The organism is Affinibrenneria salicis (genome assembly GCF_008710095.1).
Window position 1 is genome coordinate 1 of record NZ_VYKJ01000028.1, and the last position, 16,255, is coordinate 16,255.

Annotated in this window: 21 protein-coding genes; 18 read left to right on the top strand and 3 right to left on the bottom strand. The window is 57.0% G+C overall.

The features are described from left to right. Window positions 1-88, bottom strand: an 88-nt coding sequence (locus FJU30_RS26075) for an H-NS family histone-like protein (protein WP_449500877.1), incomplete at its 3' end; no start/stop codon positions are given. A gap of 211 nt (window positions 89-299) precedes the next feature. Between FJU30_RS26075 and FJU30_RS26080 the strand changes: the two genes are divergently transcribed. From FJU30_RS26080 to FJU30_RS26120, 9 genes are read left to right on the top strand one after another with little or no spacing between them, the layout of a single operon-like run. Then, window positions 300-614, top strand: a complete 315-nt coding sequence (locus FJU30_RS26080; RefSeq protein WP_150437851.1) for an integrative conjugative element protein, RAQPRD family — start codon at window positions 300-302, stop codon at window positions 612-614. Further along, window positions 611-844, top strand: coding sequence for a TIGR03758 family integrating conjugative element protein (locus FJU30_RS26085; protein ID WP_150437852.1), 234 nt, complete (start codon window positions 611-613; stop codon window positions 842-844). Before FJU30_RS26080 ends, FJU30_RS26085 begins: the two co-directional genes overlap by 4 nt. Window positions 845-883: 39 nt before the next feature. Continuing rightward, window positions 884-1,228 carry a TIGR03745 family integrating conjugative element membrane protein gene (locus tag FJU30_RS26090; RefSeq protein ID WP_150437853.1) on the top strand — a complete coding sequence of 115 codons (345 nt, stop codon included), beginning with the start codon at window positions 884-886 and terminating at the stop codon, window positions 1,226-1,228. Beyond that, window positions 1,228-1,587: a TIGR03750 family conjugal transfer protein gene (locus FJU30_RS26095; RefSeq protein WP_150437854.1), complete on the top strand. Its 360-nt coding sequence runs from the start codon at window positions 1,228-1,230 to the stop codon at window positions 1,585-1,587. The genes FJU30_RS26090 and FJU30_RS26095 overlap by 1 nt, the downstream gene beginning before the upstream one ends. Further along, the gene (locus tag FJU30_RS26100) at window positions 1,584-2,222 is read left to right on the top strand and encodes a PFL_4703 family integrating conjugative element protein (protein WP_150437855.1); all 639 of its coding nucleotides are present in this window, start codon (window positions 1,584-1,586) and stop codon (window positions 2,220-2,222) included. Before FJU30_RS26095 ends, FJU30_RS26100 begins: the two co-directional genes overlap by 4 nt. Next, complete coding sequence (locus FJU30_RS26105) at window positions 2,219-3,046, top strand: TIGR03749 family integrating conjugative element protein (protein ID WP_150437856.1); 828 nt, start codon at window positions 2,219-2,221, stop codon at window positions 3,044-3,046. The genes FJU30_RS26100 and FJU30_RS26105 overlap by 4 nt, the downstream gene beginning before the upstream one ends. Next, window positions 3,043-4,452: a TIGR03752 family integrating conjugative element protein gene (locus FJU30_RS26110; RefSeq protein WP_150437857.1), complete on the top strand. Its 1,410-nt coding sequence runs from the start codon at window positions 3,043-3,045 to the stop codon at window positions 4,450-4,452. The genes FJU30_RS26105 and FJU30_RS26110 overlap by 4 nt, the downstream gene beginning before the upstream one ends. Further along, a complete protein-coding gene (locus FJU30_RS26115; protein ID WP_150437858.1) occupies window positions 4,452-4,847 on the top strand; it encodes a TIGR03751 family conjugal transfer lipoprotein in 396 nt (131 codons plus the stop codon). Before FJU30_RS26110 ends, FJU30_RS26115 begins: the two co-directional genes overlap by 1 nt. Beyond that, window positions 4,847-7,543, top strand: coding sequence for a conjugative transfer ATPase (locus FJU30_RS26120; protein ID WP_150437859.1), 2,697 nt, complete (start codon window positions 4,847-4,849; stop codon window positions 7,541-7,543). Before FJU30_RS26115 ends, FJU30_RS26120 begins: the two co-directional genes overlap by 1 nt. Window positions 7,544-7,643: 100 nt before the next feature. On the opposite strand, the gene FJU30_RS27390 is transcribed toward FJU30_RS26120, so the two are convergent. Beyond that, entirely contained in the window at window positions 7,644-7,829 is a 186-nt protein-coding gene (locus FJU30_RS27390) for a toxin-antitoxin system HicB family antitoxin (protein WP_150437860.1), read from the bottom strand. A 129-nt stretch (window positions 7,830-7,958) separates the two neighbouring features. On the opposite strand from FJU30_RS27390, the gene FJU30_RS26130 reads away from it, so the two are divergent. The 5 genes from FJU30_RS26130 (at window position 7,959) to FJU30_RS26155 (ending at window position 13,569) form a co-directional block, all read left to right on the top strand. Continuing rightward, window positions 7,959-8,309, top strand: coding sequence for a hypothetical protein (locus tag FJU30_RS26130; RefSeq protein ID WP_150437861.1), 351 nt, complete (start codon window positions 7,959-7,961; stop codon window positions 8,307-8,309). Window positions 8,310-9,013: 704 nt separating this feature from the next. Continuing rightward, window positions 9,014-9,421, top strand: coding sequence for a TIGR03757 family integrating conjugative element protein (locus FJU30_RS26140; RefSeq protein ID WP_150437863.1), 408 nt, complete (start codon window positions 9,014-9,016; stop codon window positions 9,419-9,421). Beyond that, the gene (locus tag FJU30_RS26145) at window positions 9,418-10,401 is read left to right on the top strand and encodes a TIGR03756 family integrating conjugative element protein (RefSeq protein ID WP_150437864.1); all 984 of its coding nucleotides are present in this window, start codon (window positions 9,418-9,420) and stop codon (window positions 10,399-10,401) included. The genes FJU30_RS26140 and FJU30_RS26145 overlap by 4 nt, the downstream gene beginning before the upstream one ends. After that, on the top strand, window positions 10,352-11,734 hold the full coding sequence (locus FJU30_RS26150; protein ID WP_150437865.1) for an integrating conjugative element protein: 1,383 nt from the start codon (window positions 10,352-10,354) through the stop codon (window positions 11,732-11,734). Before FJU30_RS26145 ends, FJU30_RS26150 begins: the two co-directional genes overlap by 50 nt. 326 nt (window positions 11,735-12,060) lie before the next feature. After that, complete coding sequence (locus FJU30_RS26155) at window positions 12,061-13,569, top strand: conjugal transfer protein TraG N-terminal domain-containing protein (protein WP_150437866.1); 1,509 nt, start codon at window positions 12,061-12,063, stop codon at window positions 13,567-13,569. On the opposite strand, the gene FJU30_RS26160 is transcribed toward FJU30_RS26155, so the two are convergent. Further along, window positions 13,570-13,848, bottom strand: a complete 279-nt coding sequence (locus tag FJU30_RS26160; protein ID WP_150437867.1) for a hypothetical protein — start codon at window positions 13,846-13,848, stop codon at window positions 13,570-13,572. Between the two features lie 267 nt (window positions 13,849-14,115). Here FJU30_RS26160 and FJU30_RS26165 point away from each other — a divergent pair, with 267 nt between their 5' ends. The 4 genes from FJU30_RS26165 to FJU30_RS26180 form a co-directional block, all read left to right on the top strand. Then, window positions 14,116-14,601: a JAB domain-containing protein gene (locus tag FJU30_RS26165; protein ID WP_150437868.1), complete on the top strand. Its 486-nt coding sequence runs from the start codon at window positions 14,116-14,118 to the stop codon at window positions 14,599-14,601. A 323-nt stretch (window positions 14,602-14,924) separates the two neighbouring features. Beyond that, window positions 14,925-15,557, top strand: a complete 633-nt coding sequence (locus tag FJU30_RS26170; RefSeq protein ID WP_150437869.1) for a ParA family protein — start codon at window positions 14,925-14,927, stop codon at window positions 15,555-15,557. Window positions 15,558-15,637: 80 nt separating this feature from the next. Next, window positions 15,638-15,853: a hypothetical protein gene (locus FJU30_RS26175; RefSeq protein WP_150437870.1), complete on the top strand. Its 216-nt coding sequence runs from the start codon at window positions 15,638-15,640 to the stop codon at window positions 15,851-15,853. A gap of 20 nt (window positions 15,854-15,873) precedes the next feature. Next, a partial coding sequence (locus FJU30_RS26180) for a TraI domain-containing protein (RefSeq protein WP_191091697.1) occupies window positions 15,874-16,255 on the top strand: 382 nt, incomplete at its 3' end.

The window sequence follows — 16,255 nt, forward strand, 5'->3', positions numbered from 1 at the left end:
GCATCTCTTCCAGCGTTGCCAAATCGGTTTCGCGTGCCAAAGCGCGCAGGGAGCGTATGTTATTTAATACCTTAAGAGTTTCACTCATTTATCGTCATCCTGATGGTTATCAATCAGCGCTATCTTACAGGAGAGACAGGATTCGGAACTACCTGTTCAGCACAATAGCGTCTGATGCTCCTAATGCCTTCCCCAATAAGACGGAGTTTTCTTTTTTCCCGATAAACGGTTGATTGCGGAAACCGTTTAACCGCTCTGGCACGCTGCAAGCCTCCCGTCAATTGTCTCTGGAGGCCAGAATGACTTTTCTTTCACGACTGTGTTTATCCGCCATGCTGCTGGCCGGTCCGGTTTATGCCGCGCCGACGACGGAGCAGGCCAGTCTTGCCCTGATGCTAACGCAACTCAATCATATCGAATCCACTCTGCAACGTGCGCAGGCGCAAGCCGCCCAGACCCCCGCTGAACGCTTCTTTTTCGATTACACGCAGGTCTATGCGGATATCGGAACTATCCGTACCGGCATCGAGCACTATCTGACGCCGGCCCGGTCGCAGCCTCGCCACATCATCCCGCTTTCAGGCCGCTACCGGCTTGAGGATGCCGCGCAATGACGCCTGAACAAATCACCGCGTTTCAGGCGGGAAGTTCCGCACAGCCCGCCGAGGTCAACGTGATGGTGCTGGGATTACTGTGCGCCGCGCTGTTCGTGTGGGCCGCCTGGGTGCTGCTGCGTTCTTGGCAGGCTTATTCCGGCAACGCGCTGACGCTACGCCAGTTCGGCGGGATCGCCGCCCGCACCACGCTATTGCTTCTGGTCTGCTTCTGGCTGGTTCTCAGCTAATACCCCGTCTTCTTTAATGCCGTTCATCCGGAGAGTGCCATGTCTACAAAATACCTGATCCGTCGTTTTTATTTCGCCGTCTTGCTGTCCGCCTGTTCATTTTCCACCTATGCCGATTTACCCACGATGGAAGATCCCTCTCGCGGCAAGGGCAGCGGCATCATGGATACGCTAAAAAATTACGGCTACGACATCGTGATCCTGCTGTCGCTGGGCGTCTGCGCCGTGGGTTTTCTGGTCGTCGCCAACAGTTGCATCGCCACCTATTCGGAGATCCAAAACGGTAAAAAACAGTGGAAGGATCTGGGCGCCATGGCGGGCGTCGGCGCCATCCTGCTGGTCGTGACCATCTGGCTGCTGACGCAGGCCAGCGAGGTGCTGTGATGACATTGACGATCGATTTTCTGCCGGATCGCCTCAATCGCGAACCGGTCGTGTTTCGCGGGATGACGGCTTCCGAGCTTTTTATCTCGCTGGCTGCCGGCTTCCTGCTGGGACTAACCGGCGGAATACCGCCCGCGCTGTTACTCGGCGTCTGGGCGCTGATCCCCACCGGCGGACTGGCAGGCGCCGCGCTCGCCATTCTGGTCGGCGGACGCTATCTGGCGCGCCTGAAACGGGGGCGACCGGATACCTGGCTGTACCGCTCGGCGGACGCCTGGCTGGCCCGTCAGGGTTTCGGCGATCCCCGTCTGGTGCAAAGCAACGCGGTCTGGTCTACCCGCAGGAGCGTGAAATCATGAGCCAGTTCAAACACGCGCTGGCCGCCCGCGATGCGCATATCATCACCCTGCGTCTGGCGCTGGGTCTGCTGCTGGTGGTTATCGCCGCGCTCTGGTACGGCTGGCAAAGCGCGCCGCGCCACCTGACCATTCATAATCCGCCCGATCTGCGCGCCGGCAGCACCCGTCCGTGGTGGGAAGTGCCGCCGGGCAATGTCTACGCCTTCGCATTTTATATCTTTCAGCAAATTAACCGCTGGCCCGTTGATGGCGATCGGGATTATCCGCGCAATCTTTCCGCACTGAGCGCCTATCTGACGCCAGCCTGCCGGGCACAACTGGAGCAGGACTACCGTCAGCGCCGGGACGCCGGAGAACTGCGCGACCGGGTGCGCGGCGTCTATGAAATCCCCGGACGCGGTTTTCACCACAAACGCGTGGAGGTGCTGGATCGCGATCGCTGGACGGTCACCCTCGATCTCACCGTGGATGAATATTATCGCGCAGAGCCCGTCAAGCGTGCGCTGGCGCGTTACCCGTTAAGCATCGTGCGCTATGACGTGGACGCTGAAAAAAATCCCTGGGGACTCGCACTCGACTGTTTTGCCCACCCCCCGCAAAAACTGGAAGCGACGAGCGCAACGGAGGAAAAATGAAAAAGGTCATCCTGCCTCTCCTGCTTTTGTTCTGCTCTTTCTTCGCTACGGCAACAGAACTGGTGCAATGGCAACGCATCCCTATTCCGGTTGAACTGCATGTCGGCCATGAACGCGTGTTGCTTATCAACAAAAACGTCCGCGTCGGCTACCCCGCCGAGCTCGGCGACAAACTACGGATCCAGAGCAGCGGCGGAACGGTCTACCTGCGGGCCAGCAAACCGTTTACCGATACCCGTCTTCAGCTCCATGACGTGGAGAGCGGCGAGCTGATTTTACTGGATGTCCGCGCCGCTGACGGCGATGCGCTGGAGCCGCTGGAACTGCGCTACGACGAAGCGGTTTACCGTAACGATATCCCCGACAGGCCGGATACCGAGGCCCCGGCCGATAGCGTCGCGGAAACGCCTTTCCCCATCCCGGTCGCGCTCACCCGCTATGCGGCGCAAATGCTCTATGCGCCGTTGCGCACCGTCGAGCCGGTAGTAGGAATTCGCCATGCTCCCGCGCGTCTGCCCGCTACCGTCACCACGTTGCTGCCGACTGAGCCGGTAACCGCCACGCCCCTGGCGGCCTGGCAACTCGACGGCTACTCGGTCACGGCCATCAGGCTGCAAAACCGCAGTCCGGGCCGTATTCACCTCGATCCACGCGCGTTACAGGGCGCCTTTGTCGCCGCCACCTTTCAGCACGACTGGATCGGCGCACAGGGTACGCCGCAAGACACCACCGTGGCGTATCTGGTCACAGACGGCGGCGCGGATCGCGCCATACTGCCGGAGCCGCCCGCTGTCGAAAAAGGGAACAAGGGGGCGACACGATGAAATTACAGGCCAACAACCTGTTGAAACTGCTGCTCCCCTGCCTGCTGCTGGGCGCAGGATTTATCGGACTGAAATCCTGCCAGCCCGCCGACAGTGAGAAAAACAAACAGGACGAACATGCCGTGGCCGATTTAAGCGGCGACGAGCTCACCGCGCTGGGCATCGACGGCGATACGCCCCGGGATACCGTCGCCACGCTCGTCGGCCAGATGAAACAGTACCGTCAGGAAATGGCGGAAATGCGTGAGAACAGCGCCGCGCTGGTTCAGGAGAACCGGCGGCTACGTGAACGCGACCAGAATGTGGAAAGCCGCATCAATAACGCCATCAGCCGGGAGCGCGAGACGTTCAGTTCAGCGCTACAAAAGCAGCAGAGTACCCTGCTGGACAGCGTTCAGGAGAAACTCAGCCAGCTGACGCAGAAGCCCGCCGCCGCGGACGATATTCCTCTCGGACTGGGGCTGGAAAATCAGGGGGTCCCCGCTGGCGCCCTGCGCTGGATAGAGCCTGCCGATGCCATGCCCGTGGACAAACGCGGTCAACCCGCCGTTTCCGGCGTGCAGTTCCCGACGCCGTTCGGCTTAGCCGGAGATAGCGCGAACGGTCAGCAGAGGGAGGTACTGGCCGGGGAAACGCCAGGCAACCGCGCGGCTAAAGAGGTTGTGCCGGTTTACACGCTGCCGGAAAACAGCACCCTGACGGGTTCGGTCGCCATGACCGCGCTGCTGGGGCGGATCCCGATTAACGGCACGGTCAGCGACCCATACCCCTTCAAGATATTGATCGGCCGCGATAACCTGACCGCCAACGGCATCGAACTGCCCGACATCGAAGGCGCTATCGTTTCCGGTACAGCATCCGGCGACTGGACGCTCTCCTGTGTGCGCGGCACGCTTCACAGCATCACCTTCGTCTTTCGCGACGGCACCGTGCGTACCGTTCCGCAGGCCGCCGGTCAATCAGGCCGTGATGGCAACAGCTCACAGAACAGCGGCAGCGGGATCGGCTGGCTGTCCGATCCACACGGCCTGCCCTGTATTCCCGGCGAGCGTAAATCCAACGCTGCAGCGTATCTGTCGTCGCAATTTTTACTGTCGGGATCGTCCGCCGCCGCCAGCGCGTTCGCCAACGGACAGACCACCTCCACCGTGGAAGACGGTTCGATCACCTCCGCCATCACCGGCAACAGCGGCCAGTATGTCCTGGGGCAGGCGCTGGGCGGCGGCCTGAAAGAATCCGCCGACTGGTTCAAACAGCGCTACGGTCAGATGTTCGATGCCGTTTACGTCCAACCCGGCCACCCGGTCGCCTTACATATCACGCAACAACTCGCCATTGATTACGAAAAGCAGGGCCGCAAAGTGAAATACACGCCGGGTACCGGCAATAAAGGAGGACTGGACTGATGAAACGCCACTTTCTTTCTCTCCTGCTGCTGACGCTGGCAGCTACAGGATGCAGCACCTCACAGGAAACCCTGCTGCCGGTGGATGAAAACACCACCATGCTCAGTCTGTGGGGACGCCAAACCGGCGACAACCGCGCACTGTATGACCAGCGCAGTCTGCTGCACCGCCCGCTGGAACAGTCCCTGACGCAAGAGCAGCAGTCCTATACCCGCACCGCCGGAAACGAAATCCGGGCGCAGTTCCGACGCCTGCCCAACCCCGATATGTTGATGTACGTCTACCCGCACCTGACGGACGGCGAACCCACGCCGGTGCCGGGCTATTCCACCGTGTTCCCCTTCTACACGCGGGTGCAGTACGCCATGCCCGGCGAACGTGCGGAGGCGCTGTAATGATACAGACCGCCCAACCCCGTACCGGGAAACTCACGCAACAGGCGGCGAACGCCGCATATCAGAAAGGCCCCTCCTTTGTCGATTTTCTGCCGTGGGTGGAATACCAGCACGGCAACCAGACGTTGCTGCTTGATGACGGCCGCTCGGTGGGCGCTGTTTACGATATCACCCCGGTCGGCACCGAAGGCCGCTCGCAGCAGCATTTATCCGAGATCCGGGATATCGTCAAAGACGCGCTTCAGGACACCTTTGAGGAGCTGGATAGCTGTCCGTGGGTAGTGCAGTTTTTCTGTCAGAACGAAGACGATTTCAGCGGCTATCTGCAACAGCTACGCGACTATGTGACGCCGGCAGCGCAAGGGTCGGCATTCAGCGAAGCCTGGCTGAGCGAAATGGAAAAGCACCTGAACGGCATCACTCGCACCGGCGGTCTGTTTTTTGATGATGTGGTGACGCGCACACCGTGGCGGGGGCAGATTCGCCGCACCCGGCTGGTGATTTACCGCTATTCGCCGGCTAAAACGCCTCCCGGCGACCTGTCGCCCGAGCTGGCGCTGAACAATGCTGGCGACAGGCTGGTATCCGCGCTGGCGGGCGCCGGGCTTTGCACACAACGTCAGACCGGCGCCGACGTTCAGCGCTGGCTGACGCGCTGGTTTAATCCGGCCCCGCCGTGCGACAACCGGCAGGCATTCTACGGCATGGCCCCGGAACAAGATCCCCCCGACGAGGCGACACCGCCGGTCATGACAGACTTTGCCGAATCCCTGCTGTTCAGCGAACCCGTTTCCGACGCGCGGCAAGGGATTTGGTACTTTGACCGACTGCCTCACAAGATTGTGACGGTCGATCGTCTGCGCAAACCACCGCGTATCGGCCATCTGACCGGGGAAAGCCGCAAGGGCGACGGCATCAACGCCCTGTTCGACCTGTTGCCCGAATCCGCCATCATGGCGCTGACGATGGTGGTGTATCCGCAGGACCGGCTGGAAGCGCACCTGAACCGGCTGGCGGACCGCGCCATCGGCGAAAATATCGATTCGGAATACACCAAGAAAGACTGCCGGGACGTCAGACAATGGCTGAAGGCAGGCCATAAAATGTATCGCAGTACGCTGGCATTCTATTTGTCGGCCCCGGACGTTGCGGCGCTGAACCGGCAAAGCCGGGAACTGAACAGCGTATTGCTCAACGCCGGACTGGTGCCGGTACAGGACGGTGATGAAGTGGCGCCGTTAAGCAGCTACCTGCGCTGGTTGCCGATGTGTTTCGATCCGGACCGCGATAAGCGCCATCTGCATACCCGGTTTAATTTCGTGCAGCATATCGCCAATCTGCTACCGGTCTTCGGGCGCGAAACCGGCACCGGGCATCCCGGCATCAGCTATTTCAACCGGGGCGGCGCGCCGCTCGACTTTGATCCCCTGAACCCGGCCGATCGGGCCAAAAACGCCCATCTGTTGCTGCTGGGGCCGACCGGGGCCGGGAAATCGGCCACGCTGAATGGCAAAATCGCCCAGTTAATGGCGCTGCACCGTCCCCGCCTGTTTATCGTCGAGGCGGGAAACAGTTTTGGATTGATCGCTGACTATGCGAAACGGCACGGACTGACGGTCAACAAAATCAGCCTCAGGCCCGGCAGCGGGATCACCCTGCCGGTCTTCGCCGACGCATGGCGGTTGGTGGAGCAGGATATCAGCGCCGACCTGCCGGATAGCGACGAGGAGGAAAAACAGGACGATGACGACCAGCGCGATATCCTGGGCGAGATGGAGATTACCGCCAGACTGATGATTACCGGTGGCGAAGCGCGGGAAGACGCGCGTCTCACCCGCCCTGACCGCGCCATGATCCGCCAGGCGATCATCAATGCCGCCACGACGTGCCACCGGGCCGGGCGTCAGACGCTGACGCAGGACGTGCGCGACGCGCTGTTCGACCTCTCCCGCGACGGCACGCTGCCGGAACCCCGCCGCAACCGGGCCTATGAAATGGCGGAATCCATGAACATGTTCTGCTCCGGCTTCGAGGGTGAATTGTTTAACCGGGAAGGACAGCCCTGGCCCGATGCCGACATCACACTGGTCGATCTGGCCACGTTCGCCCGCGAAGGCTACGAGGCCCAGCTTGCCATCGCCTATATTTCATTGATTAATCACATCAACAATATCGGCGAACGCGATCAGCACCTGTCCCGTGCCATCGTCAATATTACCGATGAAAGCCATATCATCACCGTCAACCCGCTGCTGGCGCGCTTTCTGACCAAAGGCTCAAAAATGTGGCGTAAACTCGGTATCTGGCTGTGGCTGGCGACGCAAAACCTGGCCGACTTTCCGGATGACGCGAAAAAGCTGCTGAACATGATCGAGTGGTGGGAGTTGCTGGTCATGCCGCCCGAAGAAGTGGAACAACTGGAGCGCTTCAAAACCCTGACCGAAGAACAGCGCCTGCTGCTATTGTCCGCGCAGAAAGCCCCAGGCAAATACACCGAAGGCGTAGTGTTGGCCAGCAAAGTGGAAGCGCTGTTTCGCGTAGTCCCGCCCAGCCTGTTTCTGGCATTGGGGATGACGGAAAAACACGAAAAAGCACAACGGGCGCAACTGATGCGGGAACAGGGGATCAGCGAGTTGGATGCCGCCATTCTGGTGGCACGGGAACTGGACAGAAAGCGGGGGCTGACGACGGCATAATCAACCAAACCCGGCGACATCACCGGCATTAAGTCTGCAACGGCGTACCCGACGCCGTTGCCCTTTGCAATAATGCCTTCTATTGGGTCGTGAAAACCGTCTACCCCTGAGGATCAATGCCAAGACGCTTCAATTCTTCCCTGCCCAGCGTCTTTAACCAATTGCTCAGACTCATACCTGCGGCAGCGGCGGCTGCCTCAAACTGCGCCTTTAACTCCGGGTTAATTCGCATATGAAACGGCGGGGACTTTCCTGCTCCCCGAGACTGGCTGTCTCTTATTGACATGTGTACACCTATAGCATAATCTGCCTTATAGGTGTACACCTTATCATGATGGCACCACTCTGGACAACGCCCCGGAAGTGCGGACACACCGCCGGAGCGTCTAACCACAACATTAAGAGGACTAATGCTATGGCTAACGCTGATAGTAACACGAACACGTACCATGACTCACTGCCGAATACCGATTGCCTTTATTCCGCCATGCGCGGCGCACTGGCCGATCTGGATTTTTCCGCTATGGACGATGACGCACGGATGCTGGCGGCGGATTATTGCGAAGGCACCCGCGCCGGACTCTGCCACTGCCTGAATTTTATTGGCGACACGCTCGTGACCTTTGCCGATAACCAAGTACACGAATTCACGCCAGCAAGTCTGTGTCAATTAGGTCATAGCCTGATATCGGTAAGTTTGCTTATCCCCGCCCTTACGGATTTACAGCAACGCGCGGAAGCGCCAGCCCGCCGAACCACGGACTGAATTCACGAAAATTAGACTAAAGCCCTGTCATCTGTTGGTGGCGGGGCTTTTTGACACGTCAGCGACGGCCCATAAGGGTAGCAATCTGAGGTGGTTCACCAAAAAAATAGTGCCCACTTTTTAGCAAGCACTATCCTGCTCAACTTACGAAAATGCTTAATGAAACAATCATTCAGTATTATCGGGTGTCCGGTAAATCTGCAACCAGTGACGCCCTGGTTTGCTGGTAGCCGGTGCTTGTTCGTTATCGCGAATTGTGCAGTATCGCCCGTATCGAGCTTGAACTGTATGATTCGCAGTGTTCATTGTGACCTCCTGAAATGAGCCGCCATCACGGCCCACAACGTGGCCTGGAGCTACATAAATAGCCATATTGACTCCTCTTACAAGTGGATTGCGAGCATATAAACCTTAATTTATTTATGGTCTTTACCATGAAAAATCAAGAGCTGAGCGCAAAAAACTTCAGCAGTGAAAAAACAACCTGCTGTCTACTGCCAACCGCCCCTTATGCGCGACCTATTGCCATGTATAAGGTTTCAATCTCTGTTTCATTTACGCAAAGACGTTGATCACGGCCATTTTTTCTTCATCCGCCGACTGGTGAAAATTTTCTCCTCACGCTCTTATTCAGTTGTTTACTGCCCCACCATCCGCTTCCCGATTAAATCCCCCTGTCTGGTTCATTCATTAGGGGGAACGCAATGCAAATCCGTTGTTTTTTAGCGCTGTTGACCGCGCTCGCTACGCAATCCGCCGCCGCGCAGATTGTTATCTACGCCACTGAAAAGTGGCCGGTAATGAGCCCAGAACCCGGCACGGTGGTGCAAATGCTGGAGGATGTACAAAAGCGGGAGCAGACGCTGTTCCCCAATCTACCTGCCAGCCCGGAACAGGCTGAACGGCAGGTACTACTGCGTATGCAACAGCCAGACTGGCAGGAACAGGAAGCACGGTTAACTCGCGCTTATCAGGCACTGATGGATGCATGGTCTCTGGGCATCGCCAAAATTCCGGCAGTGGTGTTTGAAGATAAATACGTTGTCTACGGCACCACGGATATTGGGATTGCGCGGCAAAAGCTGGAAGCCTGGCGGGAGCGGCAGCCATGAAACTGCGCCGTTCGCTCTCATGCGCCTTATTAGCCGTCACGCTGCCCGCCGCTGCCATCACCACGCCGCAGATTATCGCTTCCTCACTGTCGCCGGACTGCCTGCGATATCGGGTAGTGGGGCTTTGCTACTGGCTGTTATGCACGCCCTGGGGCTGTAGCGTAAAAGTGTCCATAAAGGTTAAACACCATCTGCCCGAGCTGGTGGTGTCGGCTTACACCACACCCGGCGATAACCCGTGGCGGGAGATGGCCTTTATGGGGACTGCGGTCACTGGCGCCGAAGGCGGCGGCGACACCAACCCGCGTCCGGAAAACATCAAAACCAAAATTCGTTTCAAAAACGCCGACGCCATCGGCCACCCCGGCGGCGAGGTCTTCAATCGTTTTCTGAGCGCATTCGGTTACAGTTGCAGCAGCAATGTCGTCCCTTTCCAGCCCTACTTTATCAGCACCCTCGATACACTGGCCTGGCGCGGCGGCGTGCCGGAGATGCTTTATCCCGAAGCGTTAACTCCCGGTCTGCGTGAAGTGGGACAGACCGGCGATTTATGGGGCAACGTCTACCCCCGCACCGGCGCACTGGGACAACCCCACGATCACAAAGCCGCGGCGGTCATGGCGCAACGCGCAGCGGACATCGTCACCCGTACCGGCCAGTTACACGTCTATCTGCCGCTGACCGCCTCATCCCGTCCCGGTTACTGGCCGCCGTCCCCGGTGCAGGAAAACCGCTCCAACAATCACGGCTGGCAGATGCTCGTTCCCCAAACAAGCAACCAGTGCATCACCTTTCCCGACCGCAGCATCAACGACACCTACGCCGACCGGCTTGCCATTGATGGCAACTACGCCTGGGCGCTCTGGCGTCCTTATTCCTGCTGCAAACGTCGCGGTCAGATATTTCTCGGCAGTACCGGAGGAGAATCCAATGAAACTGAAGTTCGCCCTGATCCCCCTATTGTCCTGCTTCCTCGGTGACATCGTGCTGGCAGCTGACGACAGCTACAGTCTGGAACAACGTGGCGCTATTGCGGACAGCCTTTATTACCAGATCGGCGGCGGGTCGGTGATCACTCCCGCCCTGACGCGCCGCAACACGCAGCTACTGAATATGCAACTGGGCTGGAACGCCGATCTGATGTGCGGCAATTTTGATATCAGCACTACGGTCAAAAACCAGCTTAACGGCGTCACAAGCGGGTTTCAGGATCTGATGGGGCAGGTTATCCAGAATGCCACAGGGGCCGTGGCCAGTCTGCCCGCGATGATCATCCAGCGAGCGAACCCTCAGCTTTATGATTTGCTCACCAACGGCATCCTACAGGGGCGGCTAGACTTTGATAAATCCATGCTCAGTTGCCGCAGGATAGCGGAGAAAATGACCGACTTTGCTTCCGGCTCGACATGGACGCAAAGTGCAAAAGCCGAAAATTACCAGACCGTCTCCGCCAGTGAAACCGATGCGGTACGCGCGGAGCAGCAGGCCAGTCGGGAAGCGGCTAAAAAAGGAAAAACCTGGGTGGGCGGGCAAAAACGCGGCGGCGCTGGTCAACGCCCCATCAAACTTATCGGCGATACCGTCAAAGCGGGCTACAACCTCCTGAATCAGCGTGACGTAACGGATACCAGCAGCGTCTCAGGCTCCTGGTGCAAAGGCGAGCTTTGTCAGGTTTGGGAAAAACCGGAAGAGGCCGCCGCCTGGACAACGCGCATTGTTGGTGAACAGACGATTAATGTCTCTCCCGATAATGATGCCGCCGGCAACAGCGAGAATAAAACCGGCGCACAGGCGGGCGTGGGACTTTCCCCGCTGATAGAAGAAGAGCAGGAGAAAATCGCGCAGGTACTGGCCGAACTGGTTAACGGTTCGCTTCGGCCCACGCACGAGAATCTGTCCAAAGCCAGCGGCGGCAAGCTGTTGCTCACACGTGGCGTGATAGAGGCATTGAAAGACGATCCCGACGCCCTGGTGCTGACACAGCGATTATCGGGAGAAATGGCGCTCGCCAGGGTAATGGAACAGGCGCTGATGGCCCGCCGCACCCTGCTGGCCGGGATGCGCGAGCCCAATATCGCCAGTGAAAAAGAAGCGCAGTCACAACTGGGACAGACCGCCTTGCAACTCGATCAGGAACTGAACCAGTTACGCCTCGAAATGGAGATGCGCCGAGCGCTGGCGGATAACGCCAGCAGCGTCATTCTGGAACGTCAGTCCCATCGCAATCTGACGCAGGGGCAGACTATTGATACGCATGATGACATGGATAGTCGCATCAACAAACTGAATAACCCGGAACTGGAGAGCCACTGATGACCTTCTCCCGAACCGGTAAAATACTGCTGTATGTTGTGGCGCTGATACTGGTTGCCGCGCTGACGACCTGGCTGGGAATACAGCTAACCGGCAGTGAATCTGACTGGCGCCATTGGCTGTATCAGGCACGCTTCGGCCTGCTTTGCTGGCGTCTGGCATTGTACCTCTGTCTGGCTGGCTGGCTCCTGGCTGTCGCTGCGCAGAAGGCTTCTACAACGTTATCCCGCCTACCCGTGCCTGTCGCTGCGTACCGCCTTCCTGTTTTTTCTGCTGGTCGCAGCCGCAGAATACAGCAATCTGGCATACCTCCGGGGAGTTGACGCATGACGGCCAATACCTATCTGGAATACTTCCTCACTCTGCTGGGCTGGCTCGCCAATAACGGCATCTGGTCGGTCATCACCGCGACCGGCCTGTTCGCCTTCCCGCTGCTGGCGAAGCTCATTGAAATCTGGCTAAAAGCCCGCAGTCAGGGAGCTGACGAGGGAAATCAGGGAGGACTGGCGTTAGCCTGGATGGAGCACACGGTCTACACCGCGCTGGTGGTCATCATGTTTGCCTGCGTCCCTCTGCTGGATGTCGATCTGTCCACTCTCCGCTATGATGCCTCTCGTATCTCGCAGTGTGGCCGCACCGTCGTGCAGCCCTCTGATTCGGGTTACGCCTCGCTGACTAACGAACTGGGCGGCAAAACCGCGGCGGTTCCGGTATGGTGGTATTTTATTCATGTCGTATCCAAAGGCTTTGCTAACGCCGCGGTCTCCACACTCCCCTGCTCTCCCGACCTGCGACAGATCCGCTTCGAGGTACAGCATACCCGCATCAGCGATCCGACGCTGGCGCAGGAGCTCCAGGATTTTGTGGAAGAGTGTTATGCGCCTTCCCGCGCCCGCCTGAAAAGACAAGAAGCCGGTCTGGCGCTGGATATCAGCGATGACGTGGCCTGGCCCGGCTCTTCTCACTTCCTGACGACGCCCGGCTACTACGATACCGATCACGCACGTTCGCCGCGAAGCCAATGGCCGTATGACGGCACCCGGGACGCCGGATTGTTTGATGCAGGCACCGGCGGCTATCCCACCTGCAAGCAGTGGTGGCAGGACGGTAGCATCGGCCTGAAAGATCGCCTGCTGGCGCTGGTTCAGCCTACCGTCTGGCAGCAGCTCAACACGCTGGGGCAACCGAAAAGCGTTTACGAAGCGTCAGTGCTGCGTTCTCTGGTCAGTCAGCGAAACATGCAGGCATCACAAAGTGGCTCCGTTTACGGCGGATATGGCGGCAATGCCGGAATGATCTCGACAACACAAGCACTGACGAGACTAAGCAGTCTGACGGGTACCGCCGTGTCCAGTCTGGCGATGTTTCCGGCATTCGACAGCCTGCGCCAGGCGCTGCCGATGGTACAGGCCATTCTACAGATGGCGCTGGTGATCTGCCTTCCCATGGTCATTCTGTTCTCCGCCTATGCGCTGAAAACAGTGATCACACTGACGGCGGTGCAGTTCGCTCTGTTCTTCGTCACATTCTGGTGGGAGCTCGCCCGCTGGCTCGATAGCTGGCTGCTGATTGCGCTATACGACAGCAGTACCCACAGCAACGTTTCGCTGAATACGCTGAATTACGGATTCCAGAACAGCAGCGACGACATCATCGTCAACATTGTGATGGGTACCATGTTTCTGGTACTGCCGGCTTTCTGGATGGGGGCGCTGGGATGGGCGGGCATTGCGCTTGGAGGAGCTGTAGAGGGGGCAATACGATATGGTGCCAATGATGCTCAAAAAGCAGGTGGAGCAGGTTCTGGAGCAATAATGCGTAATATAAAAAGGTAATTAATCATCAGACAATCTGGCACCATTGTAATAAAAACCTGGTCCTTCGGGGCCAGTATTCTTGTAGCCATTCAAATGTTCATCATCAGATGACTCAGGCAAAACTGTCAGAAAATTTGTTATCAATTCACCGACCGGTACAGCCTGATCCTGCGACTCCGGCGCAAGCGATTGAGCATGGATTTGTTGCATTTGATGCATGGCTTCCCGGCATTTATCTTCATTAGTCCATTCGTTATCCGGTGCGCTTTGCAGCCAGTTTTTGAGGCTGTTTTTCATGATCACATTCCGTTACCCGTATCCATCATAGTGTGATCAAATCTTACCTCGCCGAACAAAAAATGCACAATTATTTCTCACTTTTCTGGTATTCAGTTGTTCGTAGCTCCACACAGTCCCGTAATCCATCATTTCCCGGCAAGTCGCTGCTGTCGCAGCACCCGGTGAACGCCGTTCACGCCCCCGAATGCTCATACACCTGAAAACGAGCGACGCCTTACGCGCTGGTGCATACCCTCCACATTATTCCTGATACCGGAGACCCCTATGTCTGAACTCACTCAATACTCCGCCTTTTCTCCCACAGATAAGGTGCTGATTGCCCGCGCCATCAGAGTCATCGAAAAACAATTTATCGGTGCATCTGAGAATACGCCGGTTTTTACCGACAACCAGATGGCGGTTGATTATCTGCGTTTACAACTGTGCGACCATGACAGGGAATATTTTATGGTGCTGTTTCTCAACTCTCAGAACAGGTTAATTGCCGCAGAGAAAGTCTTCAGCGGCAGTCTGGCGTCTGTGGAAGTTCATCCCCGAATTATTGCCCGCAAGGCGCTTGTACATAACGCCAGCTGCCTGATTCTGGCGCATAATCATCCTTCGGGAAATCCCTCTCCCAGCCAAGCGGATCGCGCACTCACCCGTAATATGGTGCAGTGCCTTTCCCTCTTCGACATTAACATTCTGGACCATATTATTATCACGCCCGGCGATGCGTATTATGCCTTTTCCCAACATGGTGAAATATAATCTGAAAGCACCCTTCAATGGAGGGTGCTTTTTAATTATGCATTCATGAAAAATGGATTTTGTTATTATCTTTGACGAACTAAAAAGGGAAAGGGCCAACGGCAAGGGATAAAGGTTTTTAAGGGTAACAGGCTTTACCGAAAGGGCCAGAGGCAAAAGGCTATTTCCCTGAACAGGAAATCCTGTTTTCATGCATTCAGTCTTTAATAAAACATGCTGGATCTGTTTTTAATTAATTACCGACCAATTAGCAATTTTCCGTCAGAGTTTCTCCTGCATTCATTCTTTTGGCTTTTCAGTATTTCATGAATTCAGGAGATCCTATGATCATCAGTTTTATCAGTCAGAAAGGCGGCGTCAGCCGTTCAACGCTCGCCCGCGCCACTGCCGTTGAACTCATTCACTCAGGCAAAAAAGTACATCTCGCAGACCTGGACAGCCGGCAACAAACGTCCGCCAAATGGGCGGAACGCCGCGATAACGCCGGTATTTCTCCCGCGGTGGAAACCGGCGTTTATCGCCGACACGATGTGGCGCTAAAAGTCGCAAACAGTTATCAGTGCCTTATCATCGATACCCGTCCGTTTGTCGATATCTCTTCTCTCGATATCGCCCGTCAGTCAAACCTCGTCGTGATCGCTACCGGCACCTCACTGGATGATCTGGAACCCTCACTGCTGTTGGGCCATGAACTGGTGCATAGAGGTATCCCCCACAACCGGTTGTTCTATGTGGTCAGCAAAGCGCCCAGCCAGGCCGAAGGCCGTTCCGCCTGTCAGACCATCACCGCCTGGCAGTTTGCCTGCGCGCACACGTTCCTCACGTTTAAACCGGGTTACAGCATTGCACTGGATGCAGGGCTTTCCATCACGGAAACGCCGTGGAAAACGCTGAACCAGCGCGCCAAAAACGTGATCCACGAAATTTGCGGTCGCGCGGCCCGTCCCCTGCCTTGATCTCTTCCTGCCTGAAAACAGGAAAGAAGAAAAATCGGCATTCATGATTTCAGGCTCTTTCGGCATTCAGGACTTCCGATATGGCAAAAAAATCCGTACTCAAGTTGACGCCTCTGACTCCCCGTCCATTGGAGGTAACGAACACCGAGCACCCGACCGGTAGCACCAAACCCATTCAGATCCGCATAGATCCCCTGATGCACCGGGAAATAAAGGCCTTTGCCGCCGAGCAGGGAAAAACCATCACGGCATTTTTACTGGAGTGCTACCAGTTTTACCGCCAGATGAACAAATAACGTTATGGCAGGTTATCATCATGAAAACCGGCATTCATGCAAAACTGAAATGGCTCACCGGCAAAAAGCCAATCCCTGAACCGGCAACAGCCTCTTTGTATCAGGAAAACACGCCCGGCTGGTTATATCCGCAGAAAGCAGAAGCGCTGCTCGTCACTCCGTTGCGCCGACAACTGATGAAAATCATCTGGCAGAGAACATCGCTACCCGTCGCATTATTTAAGGAACTGTATCAAAGCCCGGTTGCACGTTTTGCCGAGCTGGTACAACAGTTTCCGGCCTCCGAATATCATCATCACTCGCATCCGGGAGGGTTGCTGGATCACACGCTGGAGGTCATGGCATTTGCGGCAAAGCTGCGCCAGCGCCATCTCCTTCCCGTTGGCGCGGCGCCGGAAGATC